Here is a 13,906-nt window from a genome sequence, read left to right as displayed (position 1 = left end):
CACCTCAGAAAAGTATTGCCAAATTGCGATACTTTCCTTGAGGCACTTTTGTCCTGTTCTTGTTTCAATTAACTATATCATCATGCAGAGTGCAATGAGGGAAATATACTTTTTCATCATGGGCTCCTTATATAATTTCATCATTTTCAGCTTGTAAAAGCACACCTTTTTCCAAAACCATCTTTGCTAGTAGTGCAATAATAATCAACACACCATTTATGAAGTAGTCACTGAGTGAAAAGTCATATAAGGCACTTACATTCTCTAAATCTAGGTAAGATAGGAAAAAAGCACTTGCAAATTGTATGCTAGTCCATACGATCAGAGTTCCTAAAATTATCTTTGTATAGAATACATTTTCAGTTGAGAAAATAGTTCCTGTTTGAAAGTTGATGAGCAATTTTTTGAGTATGGTGGCCATGTAGATAAAGCAGGCTACCAATAGGATACTTATGATTAGAATAATAACAATGATAGGCAGGGGGACATCTAATTGTAGACTATTTTGAATAGGTTTCCCGCCTATAAGTAGAATAAGAAGTGCCAACATTATCAGTCCTGTTAAGGCAATCAATCCATAACGAATAAACGTTAGCAACTGTATGACGATGTTGAAAAATATCTTTTTGTTCATGCTATTCCCCCTCATTCACATATTCCAAAATATCTCCTGGTTGGCAGTTTAGGATTCGGCAGATGCTCATCAGGGTATTGAAACGAATGCCTTTGGCCTTGCCTGTTTTGAGGATGGATAGGTTGGCCTCGGTAATCCCGACTTGCTCTGCCAAGTCCTTGGAAGTCATTTGTCGGTCTTTGAGGACCTTGTCTAAGTTTACGCGAATCATTTCCATATCAGATAAACTCGCTGTTCTCGGTTGTTAGTTGGTGCTTTTTTGTTACACTAACTAACAAACTTGCTGTTTTGATTAAACTTTTTTTCATAGCAAACCTTCTATTATTATTGTTTTATGATAATATCTCTTGTGAAATTATTATAAAACAATAATCTTTGAATTGCAAGCCTTTTATTAAAAAATTTATTTTTTGTGTGACTGAGAAAGTTTGTAGTATTATCTAGTTATAATAGATAACTATAACTCTTCCTAGAAAATAGCTATTTGAAAGCATCTAGCTTTTCTGTTATGATAGAACAGTATCATTTTTAGGAGGAGCTATGTCAAATAATTTACTTGTTTTACAATCGGACTTTGGTCTAGTAGATGGTGCTGTGTCAGCTATGATTGGTGTGGCTCTTCAGGAGTCACGTGACCTAGTTGTTCACAACCTCACCCACGATATTACACCCTACAACATTTTTGAAGGCTCTTACCGTCTTTTTCAGACAGTTGAATATTGGCCAGAAGGCACGACATTTGTATCTGTTGTTGATCCAGGAGTAGGCTCTAAGCGCAAAAGTGTGGTGGCTTTGACGGAGCAAAACCACTATATCGTTACCCCAGACAACGGAACCCTTTCCTTTATCAAGAAACATGTAGGCATCAAAGCGGTTCGTGAAATTTCAGAAGTGGCCAATCGCAGAGCTAATACGGAGCATTCCTATACCTTCCATGGTCGCGATGTGTATGCTTACACAGGTGCAAAATTAGCCTCAGGTCATATCAGTTTTGAAGAGGTTGGACCAGAGTTGCAGGTGGCAGATATTGTTGAAATTCCAACCGTTCCGACAGAAGTTGGACCAGACTTTGTCAAAGGAGCTATCGACATCTTGGATGTTCGCTTTGGTTCACTATGGACCTCAATCACGCGTGAGGAATTTTATACCTTGAACCCTCAGTTCGAGGACCGTTTTGAAGTGACCATTTACAACAACGATATGTTGGTCTATCAAAACCAAGTGACCTATGGCAAGTCTTTTGCGGATGTCCGCATCGGTCAACCCCTGCTCTATATCAATTCGCTCTATCGAGTAGGCTTGGCCATTAACCAAGGTTCCTTTGCCAAGGCCTATAATGTCGGTGTCGGTCAAAACTGGCATATCGAAATCAAACGCATTAGTAATTAAAGAAAATGAAGGAGAATTTTATGAAAAATAATTCTATCAAAACTGTCGTTGCTACCGGTATCGGTGCCGCCCTCTTTGTTGTCACTGGCCTGCTGATTAGCATTCCTACCTTTGTTCCGAACACCTATATTCAATTGCAATATGCAGTTCAATCGCTCTTGTCAATTGTTTTTGGTCCGATTGTTGGTTTCTTTGTAGGACTAATTGGTCATGCCTTTATTGATGCGCTAAGAGGTGGTTCACCTTGGTGGTCTTGGGTACTAGCTTCAGCAGTTTTTGGATTGGTGCTAGGTTTTGCAAAAAATCGTCTTCGTGTTGAGGAAGGGATTTTTGAAGGAAAAGATATTGTAGTTTTCAATATCTTCCAAGTAGTTGCCAATGTCATTGCCTGGGGAATTATCGCTCCAGTATTGGATATTGTTATCTATAGCGAGGCAGCAAATAAGGTATTCACTCAGGGTTTGGTAGCTGGGATTGTCAATAGTATTACCGTAGCTATTGCTGGTACTATTCTACTTGGAGTTTATGCTCGTTCGCAAACGAAAACAGGAAGTTTGTCAAAAGAGTAAGAACTTTCTCGAACAGGACTATCAAAAATAGAATAAAAACCGAATGTTACTATCAGCCTAGAAAATTTCTAGGTTGATTTTTTTGAGAAAGATATTGACAATATGATATAATAATATAAAAGAATAGAAATTATCTGATGAAGGGAGGAGTGATGTATGGCTTGGACAGAAGAAAATCTAGCTCCCCTTATTCATTCTATTCTCAATCCAGGTGAGGAGATTTTAACCATTTATCAGTCTGGAACGACAGATTCTCTCTATATATGTGTTTTGTGGAATACGATTTATTACAAGGTCTTTCGCATCAGTAATCATCCATCTACCTCAAGCTACAAACAACCCACCTTCTATGATTTTCATGGGGAATTTTACATGAAGGGGGCTATTCGAAACTACCTCTATCAAGAGGGAAGTTGGTATGTCTTGACCAAACAAGGCTACTACTTGCTACAATTTTTTCAGAAAGCTTGGGATGCTAAGCAGGATATTTTCGCTAGTTGGCATAAGGGTAGGTTACAGGTTCGTTTACTCATTGAAGAAGAAGAGGCTAGCTGTTTGGTCCACTATCGTTTCCCTGACAATCAGGCTAGGGAGGTGGAACGCCTCCTAGCATCAGGTTTATTGACTGCAACCTACCTTTCCCGTTCCTCTCTCAAAATACGGATTAGCCGATTTGTAGCTCCCTATATAGAGGTTATCCGGCAAAGCCGTCTTTACAGCAAGAAACCAAGTAAATCCATGCTTCAGTGGGAAAAATATCAATCCCAGCTCATTGAACTCCAAAGGACTTATCGCTTGGTTGAGGATAGACCACCGTCGACTTTTGTTGAAAAATGGCTGAGCTTACTACAAACCTATCTCTGCTCTGCTATTGTCACCTACTGGAAAGAGATGATTAAAGATGTAGAGTGGCAAGAGAAGGAGGCAGTGGAAGTGCCGAAAAAAAGGGATAAGCAGACCGATCCCATAGAGGATAAGTGGAAGAAAAATATTGCCAAGCGCCACAAGCGCCAGGTGGACCAACTCATCAATGATGATGCCTTGGAAAAATTGAAACAACTCAAATCTGAATTGGAAGAGTAATTTTCAGTTCAGATTTTTGTTTTTTGATGATGTAAGCGATATAATGGAAGGTGGCTTTGACTAGAAAAGTCAAAATTCTATCATCTATTGCAAAGATTGAGAAGGAGAAATCATGTCAAAAGACATTCGCGTATTGTTATACTATAAGTATGTTCCAATTGAAAATGCCAAAGAGTATGCTGCAGAGCACTTGGCTTTCTGTAAGTCTATCGGATTAAAAGGTCGTATCTTGATTGCTGATGAAGGCATCAACGGTACTGTTTCTGGTGACTACGAAACAACACAAAAATACATGGACTATGTTCATGCTAATCCATTGTTCAGTGATTTGTGGTTTAAGATTGATGAAGAAAATGAACAAGCCTTTAAGAAAATGCATGTTCGTTATAAAAAAGAAATTGTTCACCTTGGTTTGGAAGACAACGACTTCGACAGTGACATTGACCCACTTGTGACAACAGGTGCCTACTTATCACCAAAAGAGTTCAAAGAAGCTCTCTTGGACGAAGATACAGTTGTTTTGGATACCCGTAACGACTACGAGTACGACCTTGGCCACTTCCGTGGAGCTATCCGCCCAGATATTCGCAACTTCCGTGAATTGCCACAATGGGTCCGTGATAACAAAGAGAAATTCATGGACAAACGCGTGGTGGTTTACTGTACAGGTGGTGTCCGCTGTGAGAAATTCTCAGGTTGGATGGTTCGTGAAGGCTACAAGGATGTTGGTCAGCTTCACGGTGGTATCGCGACCTATGGTAAAGACCCAGAGGTTCGTGGCGAATTGTGGGATGGTAAGATGTACGTCTTTGACGAGCGTATCGCTGTTGATGTCAACCATGTTGATCCAGTTGTTGTTGGTAAGGACTGGTTTGATGGCACACCATGTGAACGCTATGTCAACTGTGGTAACCCATTCTGTAACCGCCGCACCCTCATGTCAGAAGAAAACGAGCACAAGTATGTTCGTGGCTGTTCAGCTGAATGCCGTGCCCACGAGCGCAACCGTTATATCTCTGAAAATGGCTTGACTCGCCAAGAATGGGCAGAGCGTTTAGAAGCGCTTGGTGAAAGCCTTGCTCCAGCAAATGCCTAATAATACCAAAATTGCATTGAGAAATCAGTGCAATTTTTCTTTTCTATCTTGTTCAGTCTGTTGATGGACTAGAGCTAGGAAAGCCGTTTTCCAATCCAAACATAGCAGTTCAGGAGAGAACAAACGATTCAATCGTTCGTCATAGCTCATGGATTGAGAGAAAGGGAGAATTCTTCCTTTTTTTCATGCTGGTTTCTGATATAATAGGGATATGAAAAAAGTCATCGAATTCAAGAATTTTTCTTTTAAATATAATGCTCAGACGGAAGCGACCTTACATGAGATTGATTTGACTATCTATGAGGGAGAGAAGGTGCTGATTATTGGTCCATCTGGCTCAGGCAAGTCCACTCTCGGTCAAGTTTTAAATGGGATTATTCCAAATATCCATAAGGGAACCCATTCTGGAGATTTCAAGTTGATGGGGCAGTCTGCTTTTGACCAGTCCATTTATCAAAAATCTCTCTTGGTCAGCACTGTCTTGCAGGATACAGATGGTCAGTTTATTGGGCTTTCGGTTGCTGAAGATATGGCATTTGCACTGGAAAATGACATGGAAACCTTGGCGACCATGAAAGAACGAGTTCATGACTGGGCAGAACGCTTGGAACTAAATGAATTGCTCAACCATCGTCCCCAGGATCTTTCGGGAGGTCAGAAGCAACGGGTTAGCTTGGCAGGGGTCTTGATTGATGAAAGTCCTATTTTGTTATTCGATGAACCTCTGGCCAACTTGGATCCCAAATCTGGACAAGATACCATTGACTTGATTGATCGTTTGCATGAGCAAGAAGGAACGACGACCATCATCATTGAACACCGCTTGGAAGATGTCCTCTATCGTCAGGTAGATAGGATTATCCTGATCAACGAAGGGCGGATTTTGTTCAATGGTCATCCAGATCAGCTCTTGCAGACAAGTCTATTAAGAGAAAATGGTATTCGAGAGCCCCTCTATATTTCTACCTTACGAGGTTTAGGCTATCCAATTGAAAGAGCTGCCCACCTCTCTTCTGTCTGGGAACTTGAACTAGGTTCTTTAGAAATGGGGCAACTCCCAAGTGTCAACTTGACAGAAGTGGAGAAGGAAGTCTTGTTGGAAGCCCGCAATTTACAATTCGCTTACTCTGATAAAACCATTCTCTCAGGCATAGATTTAAACATCTATAAGGGTGAGCGCTTAGCCATCGTCGGAAAAAATGGGGCTGGAAAATCAACCTTGGCCAAGGCCTTGTGTGCCTTTATTCAACCTGATGGGGAGATATTGTGGCAAGGTAAATCCATTAAGGATGATTCTGTCAAGGAGAGGGCGGAGCGGATTGGTTACGTCCTTCAGAATCCTAATCAGATGATCAGTCAGACCATGATTTTTGATGAGGTAGCCCTTGGTTTACGAATGAGGGGAGTGGCGGAAGAAGAAATTGAGGCTAGGGTCTTCAAGATTTTGGAGGTTTGTGGCTTGTACCAGTACCGCAAGTGGCCGATTTCAGCCTTGTCCTACGGTCAGAAGAAGAGGGTGACCATTGCCTCTATCTTGGTGCTCAATCCTGAGATTATTCTTTTGGATGAACCAACAGCTGGTCAGGACCAACGTCATTACCAGGAGATGATGGATTTCTTGGATCAACTTAATGCTCAAGGACATACCATTGTGATGATTACCCACGATATGCAGTTGATGTTGGATTATTCAGATAGGGCTATTGTTGTGGTGGATGGTCAGATTATCGAAGATGCTAGTCCAGCAGAAATCTTGTCAGATAGTAAGGTCATTGAAGAAGCCAATTTGAAGGAAACATCTATATTCCACTTGGCAGAACGCTTGGCAGTAAACCCACTGGAATTGACCATGTTCTATATGCAGGAAGAAAGGAGGGGGCAATGAGCCAACAACATTTAATTGGTTATCATAAAGGAAGAGGCATTATTTACGATTTGTCTGCTGTTACCAAGCTCTTGTTTTTCCTGATTGTGACAATTATTGCCATGGTGACTTACGATACCCGTTTGATTGCCTTTATCGCACTATTTTCGCTGGCCTTATTTAAACTATCCGGCATTCGCTATAAGGATGTGTCCCTTGTTCTGCTGTTTACTATTGTTTTTGCCCTCTTAAATGCCTTGATGGTTCATCTGTTTGCACCCAGATATGGAGTAGAGCTCTATGGGGCTGAAACGGTTATCCTTTCTGGTTTTGGTTCCTATTCCTTGACCAGCCAGCAGGCTTTCTATCTATTGAACTTACTCTTGAAATATTTTTGCACAGTGCCACTGACTCTTGTCTTTTTGATGACAACCCATCCGAGCCAGTTTGCTTCAAGCTTAAATCAGATTGGGGTATCCTATAAGGTAGCCTATGCGGTTAGTTTGACCATGCGTTATATCCCAGATATTCAGGAGGAGTTTTATACTATTCGGATGTCCCAGGAAGCGCGTGGTTTGGAGTTATCTAAGAAAGGCAAGTTAATGGACCGTATTAAGGGCAATCTAGCTCTGGTTATTCCCTTGATTTTTGGTTCCTTAGAGCGAATTGATACCATTTCGACAGCCATGGAATTGCGTCGTTTCGGGAAAAATAAAAAAAGAACCTGGTATAGCTACCAAGCCTTGCAAAGTATTGATTATCTAGTTCTAGCCCTTATTTTAGTGCTTATTCTCATTACAATAGGACTTTTATTTGTGAATGGTGGACGTTTTTACAACCCGTGGAGATAGAGAAAGGGAGCGGGAAAGAACTCGACTGGTAAAAAAAGAGTTCGTCTTCCCGCCCCCGCACAGTTGATTAGGTCAGATTTGGAGTGTAAAATACGAACAAATCTGCCAATCAACCACTGCGCTGAGATGTTGACACAAACCCTGAGAAGCGAGGTTGGGCTTTTTGCTCAGCCTCTTTTACAGTGGTCGTTTATTTGGCATACCAGCCTTACGTGGAAACTTATTGGGAGTTTCCTTTTTCTTTTCTACAATGGTCAGTGTGCGCGGGTCACCGTTTGGCAATTGATAGTCAACGTTTTCAATGACCTTACCAAAAAGGAGGGTCAGGGCGTTCTTAGCTTGAGCCAATTCGTCCTCAGCGCTAGAGGCCTTGAGGGCAATGAGTTTACCATTGAGTTTTAAATATGGAATGGTTAGCTCTGATAAGATTTGCATACGTGCAACTGCCCGAGCGGTGACAAGGTCAAATTGGGCGCGAAATTGCTTGTCTTGGGCAAAATCTTCAGCCCGTCCATGATAGAAATGCACATTCTCCAAACCCAATTCCTCTGCCAATAAATGCAAGAAATTGATCCGCTTGTTGAGAGAGTCAATGATAGTTACATCTAATTGAGGATAGATGATTTTCATGGGAAGACTTGGAAAACCTGCTCCGGCTCCTATGTCTAATAAGCGAAGGGGTTCGTTTTGGATATGGCCTTGAAGAATGGGAGCGATAGAGTCATAAAAATGTTTGAGATAGACTTCGCTTTCCTCAGTGATGGCTGTTAAATTGATCTTCTCATTCCATTCTACCAAGAGTTGAAAATAGCGATGGAATTGTTGTTTCTGGGTGTCAGTTAGCTGGATGCCTTGGTCAGCCAAGGTCTTATAAAATACTTCAGGTTTCATAGTTTTATCTTACCATAAATTTTTGAAATTGTGGAGAGTTGGGCTAGAGTTATCGGGGATAGAGAAAGAGGTAAGACTTTGGGCCCAACCTCTTTTTGTTTATTGTCCATCCGTTTGCTCAGAGGATGTTGTAGTAGCAGCTGGTGTTGAAGCTGTTGTGGTTTCAGCGCCGCTAGCTTCAACTGCAGTAGTTTCGGTAGTGTTTATAGTGCTCGCTGTTTCCGTAGTGGTGCTTTGAACACTCTGTTCACTTGTTGTTTCAGTGTAGCTCGAACTTGGCGTTGTTGAGCTACTGCTTGTATTGTAGTTGTTGTTACTATTGTTGTAACTATTGTAAGCATTGTTTAGCGAACGGCTACCTCTTAAATAGTAGTTTGAACCGTATCGCACCAGTCCACTTGGCACTTCCCACTCGGTAGCAGTATAGTCAGAATGCATATAGGCCATCATATGGTGATAAACGTCGGTGGCAATTCTCATACCATTATCTAGGATAGGGGTCATACGATTGGTATAGCCAGTCCAAACAGCCATAGCATATTGGCTAGAATAGCCGACGAAGTTCTCATCTGGTACAACCATATAGCTGTAGTTTGCTTCAGGGATGGAAGCTAGGATAGTATCTGTTTCGCTATCGGTATAGTTGGATGTACCTGTTTTACCTGCCATTGGGATACCGCTGACGGTAGCGGTATAACCGTAGCCATAGGTCAATACCGATTTCATCAAATCTGTCATCATGTAGGCTGTTTCTTCCGTCATAACACGGGTGCCTTGAGGAGCAAACTCAGAAACGGTTCCGTCGCTGAAGACGATTTTATTGACATATTGAGGAGCATAATAAGTTCCGCCGTTTGCGAAGGCAGCATAGGCTGCAGCCATTTTCTCAGAACTTGCACCATATTGACGACCTGTATCGGAAGTGTTACTAGAAATCGCATTTGAGTAGTGCATTTCTGGATAATCAATGCCGATACTGTTCAAGAATGCCAGAGAGTTTTCTAGTCCAGTTGCTTCAAGAGCCTTGACTGCTGTCACATTACGTGAATACTGAACAGCTGTCTTGATTGAAATGGATCCGTAGAATTGCTTGTCCCAGTTATTGATCGGGATAGTTGTGCCAGGGAAATTGTAAGGTCCATCGACGATAATGTCAGCCGTTGAAGTGTAGATGCCATGTTCATAAGCAGGAGCATAGTCGGTGATGGGTTTCATGGTCGAACCAAAGTCACGGTTGGTTTCAACAGCTTGGTTGGTACCGAAGGAAACATTACTTGCTTGATGGCGGCCACCCAACTGTGCGACAACCTTACCATTTGAAACATCAACAACCGTAGAGGCTACCTGCATCAAGTCGTCAGGATAGGCAACATACATATCCGTATTGTAGATATCCCACAATTGCTGTTGTGCAGCAGGGTCCACGTTTGTATAGACATCCATACCGGTAGTCAATAAGTTGTAGCCTGTTTTGGCTTCTACTTCTTCAATGACTTGCTTGAGGTAGTTGTCCATGTAAGCAGGATAAGCTGTTTCATTGGTTAGGGCCTGTAGACCATCTGTGACAGGAGTAAGTACTGCTTGCTCGTACTGGGCATTATCGATGTACTTTTCTTCCAGCATTTCAGCTAGTACTAAGTCCCGACGTGTTTTAGCGTCCTCTGGATTGGTGTAAGGGTCATACTGGTTAGGAGCTTGCGGCATACCTGCTAGTAAGGCTAGTTGAGCCAGGCTTAAGTCCTTTAAGTCCTTCCCATAATATGCATTAGCAGCAGTTTTCATACCATAGTTCCCGTTGGCCATAAAGACTTTGTTGACATAGTAGGTCAAGATTTCTTGCTTAGTCTTGTCTTTTTCCAATTGGGTTGCTAACCAGGCTTCTTGGATTTTTCGTTTGATGTTTTGGTCCTCGGAAGAAGTTGAGAAGTAGGTCAGTTTGATGAACTGCTGGTCCAGTGTTGAACCACCTTGTAAGCGTCCACCTGTCAGGTTGTTAACCAAAGAACCAGCGATACGGATAACATCCACACCTCGATGGTTGAAGAAACGTTGATCCTCAATAGCAACGATGGCATTGACCAAATCAGTCGGAATTTCTTCAGTTTTGGCGCTAGAACGCTTTTCTGCTCCTAGGTCAGCAATCAGACTTCCGTTTTTGTCATAAATCTTACTGGATACTGTGGCTGTCAAACTTTCTTCGGTTAGCTTGGGAGCTGTTACTATCCAGTAACCTACCAAGAGTGAACCGACTAGAAAGGTAAGAATAAAGCCAGCTAGTAAGACGTTTGCAACTACTAGGAGAGTTTTTTTAATACTTGTAGTTTTCAAAAGAGTCACCACCTAATAAATTTTTTTCAACCACTTCCAGATAGGGTACGCTTGGAAAGCGTCCCATTTGAATCTCAAAGCCAAATTGTCGAATGAAAGAGAGAGGCATGGATTTGCTTCCCTTATCTACTTGGTAGAATTCAATCAAGTGAACGGCAGGTAAGAGATAGGTTTCTTTTAGCGTTGAAAAGTGAAGAAGAACAAAGCATACGCCACCCTGCTTTACAACCTGTTTCATGTGTTCAATCTGATGCTCATGAAAATTCTTCATAGGCATAGATGCTTTTTGTCGCGTTTCCTTGGCTTCGAAATCAATATAATGTTTCCTGAAAACCCCTGAGTAATCAGTTGTAGATGCCTGTCGAAAATAGGCCTCTACAATTTTCGCACGGCTTCTCTTCGGATAATCAACCTTTACAATCTGCACAGGAGTCGGTTTCTTGTGGATAACCGCAATCTCGTGAGCTAGGTAGTACAGATTGCTATCGTTGATAGCAGTTTCAAAGGACATCCCTCGATTTGCGAAGCTAATTTTTTGAGATGAAACAGAATTGGTTCTATTGATTTTTTTAGCTATCTTATGAGGATAATTGACCATAGAACTCCTTCTTGATAAAATAATATCAGCATATTATACCACAATAAGTGAAAAGAGTACAAGGAATGGATACTAAGAGCCTTTTGATAACAGGTTACAAGCATACAGATGTAGGTATTTTTACGGAAAAGGATCCACGGTTAGCTATTATAAAGTTGGCTATCAAGAAGGATCTTGTTCGATTTTTGGAGGATGGAGTTACCTGGTTTGTCCTGACAGGTCAATTGGGATTTGAATATTGGACCTTGGAAGTTTTAGAGGAATTGCGTTCAGAAGGTTATGAGTTTCAAATAGCATCTATTTTCATGTTTGAAAACCATGGAGAACATTGGAATGAAGGTAATCAGCTGAAATTGCAACGCTTCAAACAGGTTGATTTCATTAAGTATGCCTATCCTCGTTATGAAAATCCTGGTCAGTTTAAAGATTACAATAAATTTTTAGTGGATAATACTGACGGAATCTATCTGTTTTACGATTCTAAAAATGAAACTAATTTGAAATATTTATATCATCAAGTCTTAAAAAAAGAGGAGTATGATAGAAAAAAGCTTACCTTTGAACAACTGAACGAGGTGGCAGAAAATTTTTCAAATTCTGAGTGATTTGACTTGATTTTTCCCTATTTTTTTTAATATAATAGGACTAGTGATGTTTTAGATATGGGAGAGAGAAATGGCAAGTATTAAATTTACAACTAAAGATATTTTTGAACAAGATTTTAAAGTCGGTTTCCGTGGCTACGATCAAGACGAAGTCAATGACTTTTTAGATGAAATCATGAAGGATTATGATGCCTACGAAGCTATTATCAAGGAGTTGAAAGGCGAGATTGCTCGCTTGAAAGCTCAGGTAGCAAACACTCCTAAAGTTGCTGCTGTTGAGGAAGTAAAAGATGTGCTTCCTACGGAACGTCCATCTTCGGCTACAAACTTTGATATTCTTCGTCGCTTAAATCGTCTGGAAAAAGAAGTCTTCGGCAAACAAATTGTTCAAGACTAATAATATAGGAATTGCGTGCAATTTTTGGATAATCGCGTGGTAGATTTCTACCATGAGGAAAGTCCATGCTAGCACTGGCTGCGATGCCGGTAGTGTTTGTGCTAGGCGAATCAATAAGCCTAGGGACGTTGGTAACGTTACGGCGGTTAAAATGGCTACGTCATCAGATATGCCAAAGTAGACCTGAAAGTGCCACAGTGACGAAGTTTTTATGGAAACGTAAAAAATGGAACGCGGTAAACCCCTCAAGCTAGCAACCCAAACTTTGGTCGGGGCATGGGATGGATGGAATTGAACTGAAATCCTGACTGTGAAAACAGTAGACAGATGATTATCGAAGGTGGTAGAACCTAGTACCACTGGAACAAAACATGGCTTACAGAAAATTGCATAAATAGGTAGCTAGCTTTGCTAGCTTTTATTTTAGAAGGAAAAAAATGAAAAAACAGTTTGAATTGATTGCGACCGCTGCAGCTGGCCTAGAGGCAGTTGTTGGTCGTGAAATTCGTAATCTCGGCTATGAGTGCCAGGTGGAAAATGGTCGTGTACGATTCGAGGGTGATGTTAAGGCGATTATCGAAACCAACCTCTGGCTACGTTCGGCGGACAGGGTAAAAATTATTGTTGGTCAATTTCCAGCAAGAACCTTTGAAGAGCTCTTCCAAGGGGTCTTTGGTTTGGATTGGGAGAATTATCTGCCTTTGGGATGCAAGTTTCCAATTTCCAAGGCCAAGTGTGTTAAATCCAAGTTACACAATGAGCCGAGCGTACAGGCTATTTCGAAAAAAGCAGTTGTTAAGAAATTACAAAAACACTTCTCTCGTCCAGAGGGAGTGCCGCTCCAGGAAGTTGGGGCAGAGTTCAAGATTGAAGTGTCTATCTTGAAGGATGTGGCAACAATCATGATTGATACGACTGGTTCAAGTTTGTTCAAGCGTGGCTATCGGGTGGAAAAAGGTGGAGCACCGATCAAAGAAAATATGGCGGCTGCTATTTTACAGTTATCTAACTGGTATCCTGATAAACCCTTGATTGATCCAACTTGTGGTTCAGGAACCTTTTGTATTGAGGCGGCCATGCTGGCCAAAAATATGGCTCCTGGCTTGAAACGCTCCTTTGCTTTTGAAGAATGGCCATGGGTTGATGACCAGTTAGTGGCAGATGTACGAAAAGAAGCTCGGGCTGCTATTAAATCAGATTTGGTCTTGGATATTGCGGGTTCAGACATCGATGCTCGTATGGTTGAAATTGCCAAGAAAAATGCTTTTGCGGCTGGAGTAGATCAGGACATTGTTTTCAAACAGATGCGAGTTCAGGATCTGCGGACGGATAAAATCAATGGTGTTATCATTTCAAACCCACCTTATGGAGAACGTTTGTTGGATGATGACGCAATCATCACGCTCTATCGTGAGATGGGACAAACCTTTGAGCCCTTAGCAACCTGGTCTAAGTTTATTTTGACCAGTGATGAGCAATTCGAGAAGCGTTTTGGTAGGCAGGCTGATAAAAAGAGAAAATTATATAATGGTACCTTAAAAGTAGATTTGTATCAATTTTTTGGTCAACGTGTCAAGCGTCAAATGGTAGAAGAGAAATAA

General features: G+C 41.4%; 14 protein-coding genes and 1 other RNA gene. 10 read left to right on the top strand and 5 right to left on the bottom strand.

Translation table 11 applies throughout. The features are described from left to right. Positions 1–127 precede the first annotated feature (127 nt). Both ACEE44_RS09405 and ACEE44_RS09400 read right to left on the bottom strand, forming a co-directional pair. Positions 128–634, bottom strand: coding sequence for a DUF2975 domain-containing protein (locus ACEE44_RS09405; RefSeq protein ID WP_172063085.1), 507 nt, complete (start codon positions 632–634; stop codon positions 128–130). Between the two features lies 1 nt (position 635). Next, complete coding sequence (locus ACEE44_RS09400; RefSeq protein ID WP_449172045.1) at positions 636–851, bottom strand: helix-turn-helix domain-containing protein; 216 nt, start codon at positions 849–851, stop codon at positions 636–638. A gap of 323 nt (positions 852–1,174) precedes the next feature. Here ACEE44_RS09400 and ACEE44_RS09395 point away from each other — a divergent pair, with 323 nt between their 5' ends. The 6 genes from ACEE44_RS09395 to ACEE44_RS09370 all read left to right on the top strand — a co-directional run bounded on the left by ACEE44_RS09395 (position 1,175) and on the right by ACEE44_RS09370 (position 7,486). Further along, positions 1,175–2,023: an SAM hydrolase/SAM-dependent halogenase family protein gene (locus ACEE44_RS09395; protein ID WP_449172044.1), complete on the top strand. Its 849-nt coding sequence runs from the start codon at positions 1,175–1,177 to the stop codon at positions 2,021–2,023. Positions 2,024–2,043: 20 nt separating this feature from the next. Continuing rightward, on the top strand, positions 2,044–2,592 hold the full coding sequence (locus tag ACEE44_RS09390) for an ECF-type riboflavin transporter substrate-binding protein (protein WP_449172043.1): 549 nt from the start codon (positions 2,044–2,046) through the stop codon (positions 2,590–2,592). A gap of 156 nt (positions 2,593–2,748) precedes the next feature. Beyond that, positions 2,749–3,675, top strand: a complete 927-nt coding sequence (locus tag ACEE44_RS09385) for a hypothetical protein (protein ID WP_449172042.1) — start codon at positions 2,749–2,751, stop codon at positions 3,673–3,675. A gap of 112 nt (positions 3,676–3,787) precedes the next feature. Further along, a complete protein-coding gene (gene trhO, locus ACEE44_RS09380) occupies positions 3,788–4,771 on the top strand; it encodes an oxygen-dependent tRNA uridine(34) hydroxylase TrhO (protein WP_172091755.1) in 984 nt (327 codons plus the stop codon). A gap of 211 nt (positions 4,772–4,982) precedes the next feature. Then, a complete protein-coding gene (locus tag ACEE44_RS09375) occupies positions 4,983–6,656 on the top strand; it encodes an ABC transporter ATP-binding protein (RefSeq protein ID WP_449172041.1) in 1,674 nt (557 codons plus the stop codon). After that, positions 6,653–7,486, top strand: a complete 834-nt coding sequence (locus ACEE44_RS09370) for an energy-coupling factor transporter transmembrane component T family protein (protein ID WP_449172040.1) — start codon at positions 6,653–6,655, stop codon at positions 7,484–7,486. Before ACEE44_RS09375 ends, ACEE44_RS09370 begins: the two co-directional genes overlap by 4 nt. 177 nt (positions 7,487–7,663) lie before the next feature. Here the strand turns inward: ACEE44_RS09370 and rsmG are convergent, their stop codons facing one another. From rsmG to recU, 3 genes are all read right to left on the bottom strand, one after another. Further along, positions 7,664–8,377 (bottom strand): 16S rRNA (guanine(527)-N(7))-methyltransferase RsmG, encoded by a 714-nt coding sequence (rsmG, locus tag ACEE44_RS09365; RefSeq protein ID WP_449172039.1) that lies wholly within the window; start codon positions 8,375–8,377, stop codon positions 7,664–7,666. Between the two features lie 99 nt (positions 8,378–8,476). Continuing rightward, positions 8,477–10,705: a penicillin-binding protein PBP1A gene (gene pbp1a / locus ACEE44_RS09360; protein ID WP_449172038.1), complete on the bottom strand. Its 2,229-nt coding sequence runs from the start codon at positions 10,703–10,705 to the stop codon at positions 8,477–8,479. Further along, positions 10,686–11,303 (bottom strand): Holliday junction resolvase RecU, encoded by a 618-nt coding sequence (gene recU, locus ACEE44_RS09355; protein WP_449172037.1) that lies wholly within the window; start codon positions 11,301–11,303, stop codon positions 10,686–10,688. Before recU ends, pbp1a begins: the two co-directional genes overlap by 20 nt. 65 nt (positions 11,304–11,368) lie before the next feature. On the opposite strand from recU, the gene ACEE44_RS09350 reads away from it, so the two are divergent. The 4 genes from ACEE44_RS09350 (at position 11,369) to ACEE44_RS09335 (ending at position 13,906) form a co-directional block, all read left to right on the top strand. After that, positions 11,369–11,908 carry a DUF1273 domain-containing protein gene (locus tag ACEE44_RS09350; RefSeq protein ID WP_449172036.1) on the top strand — a complete coding sequence of 180 codons (540 nt, stop codon included), beginning with the start codon at positions 11,369–11,371 and terminating at the stop codon, positions 11,906–11,908. A gap of 70 nt (positions 11,909–11,978) precedes the next feature. Beyond that, positions 11,979–12,305, top strand: coding sequence for a cell division regulator GpsB (gpsB, locus tag ACEE44_RS09345; protein ID WP_105118551.1), 327 nt, complete (start codon positions 11,979–11,981; stop codon positions 12,303–12,305). A 20-nt stretch (positions 12,306–12,325) separates the two neighbouring features. Beyond that, positions 12,326–12,689: RNase P RNA component class B (gene rnpB, locus ACEE44_RS09340), an RNA gene on the top strand. A gap of 53 nt (positions 12,690–12,742) precedes the next feature. Continuing rightward, positions 12,743–13,906 (top strand): THUMP domain-containing class I SAM-dependent RNA methyltransferase, encoded by a 1,164-nt coding sequence (locus tag ACEE44_RS09335; RefSeq protein WP_449172035.1) that lies wholly within the window; start codon positions 12,743–12,745, stop codon positions 13,904–13,906.

Source organism: Streptococcus sp. 32226D021BW, assembly GCF_053545015.1.
The sequence above is the reverse complement of the archived record's forward strand: the minus strand, read 5'-3'. Positions and strand labels throughout refer to the sequence as shown.

What these genes read in the sequence shown, in the direction of transcription:
- ACEE44_RS09405 (WP_172063085.1), bottom strand. Translation starts at nt 634, where the DNA reads ATGAACAAAAAGATATTTTTCAACATCGTCATACAGTTGCTAACGTTT.
- ACEE44_RS09400 (WP_449172045.1), bottom strand. Translation starts at nt 851, where the DNA reads ATGGAAATGATTCGCGTAAACTTAGACAAGGTCCTCAAAGACCGACAA.
- ACEE44_RS09395 (WP_449172044.1), top strand. Translation starts at nt 1,175, where the DNA reads ATGTCAAATAATTTACTTGTTTTACAATCGGACTTTGGTCTAGTAGAT.
- ACEE44_RS09390 (WP_449172043.1), top strand. Translation starts at nt 2,044, where the DNA reads ATGAAAAATAATTCTATCAAAACTGTCGTTGCTACCGGTATCGGTGCC.
- ACEE44_RS09385 (WP_449172042.1), top strand. Translation starts at nt 2,749, where the DNA reads ATGGCTTGGACAGAAGAAAATCTAGCTCCCCTTATTCATTCTATTCTC.
- trhO (WP_172091755.1), top strand. Translation starts at nt 3,788, where the DNA reads ATGTCAAAAGACATTCGCGTATTGTTATACTATAAGTATGTTCCAATT.
- ACEE44_RS09375 (WP_449172041.1), top strand. Translation starts at nt 4,983, where the DNA reads ATGAAAAAAGTCATCGAATTCAAGAATTTTTCTTTTAAATATAATGCT.
- ACEE44_RS09370 (WP_449172040.1), top strand. Translation starts at nt 6,653, where the DNA reads ATGAGCCAACAACATTTAATTGGTTATCATAAAGGAAGAGGCATTATT.
- rsmG (WP_449172039.1), bottom strand. Translation starts at nt 8,377, where the DNA reads ATGAAACCTGAAGTATTTTATAAGACCTTGGCTGACCAAGGCATCCAG.
- recU (WP_449172037.1), bottom strand. Translation starts at nt 11,303, where the DNA reads ATGGTCAATTATCCTCATAAGATAGCTAAAAAAATCAATAGAACCAAT.
- ACEE44_RS09350 (WP_449172036.1), top strand. Translation starts at nt 11,369, where the DNA reads ATGGATACTAAGAGCCTTTTGATAACAGGTTACAAGCATACAGATGTA.
- gpsB (WP_105118551.1), top strand. Translation starts at nt 11,979, where the DNA reads ATGGCAAGTATTAAATTTACAACTAAAGATATTTTTGAACAAGATTTT.
- ACEE44_RS09335 (WP_449172035.1), top strand. Translation starts at nt 12,743, where the DNA reads ATGAAAAAACAGTTTGAATTGATTGCGACCGCTGCAGCTGGCCTAGAG.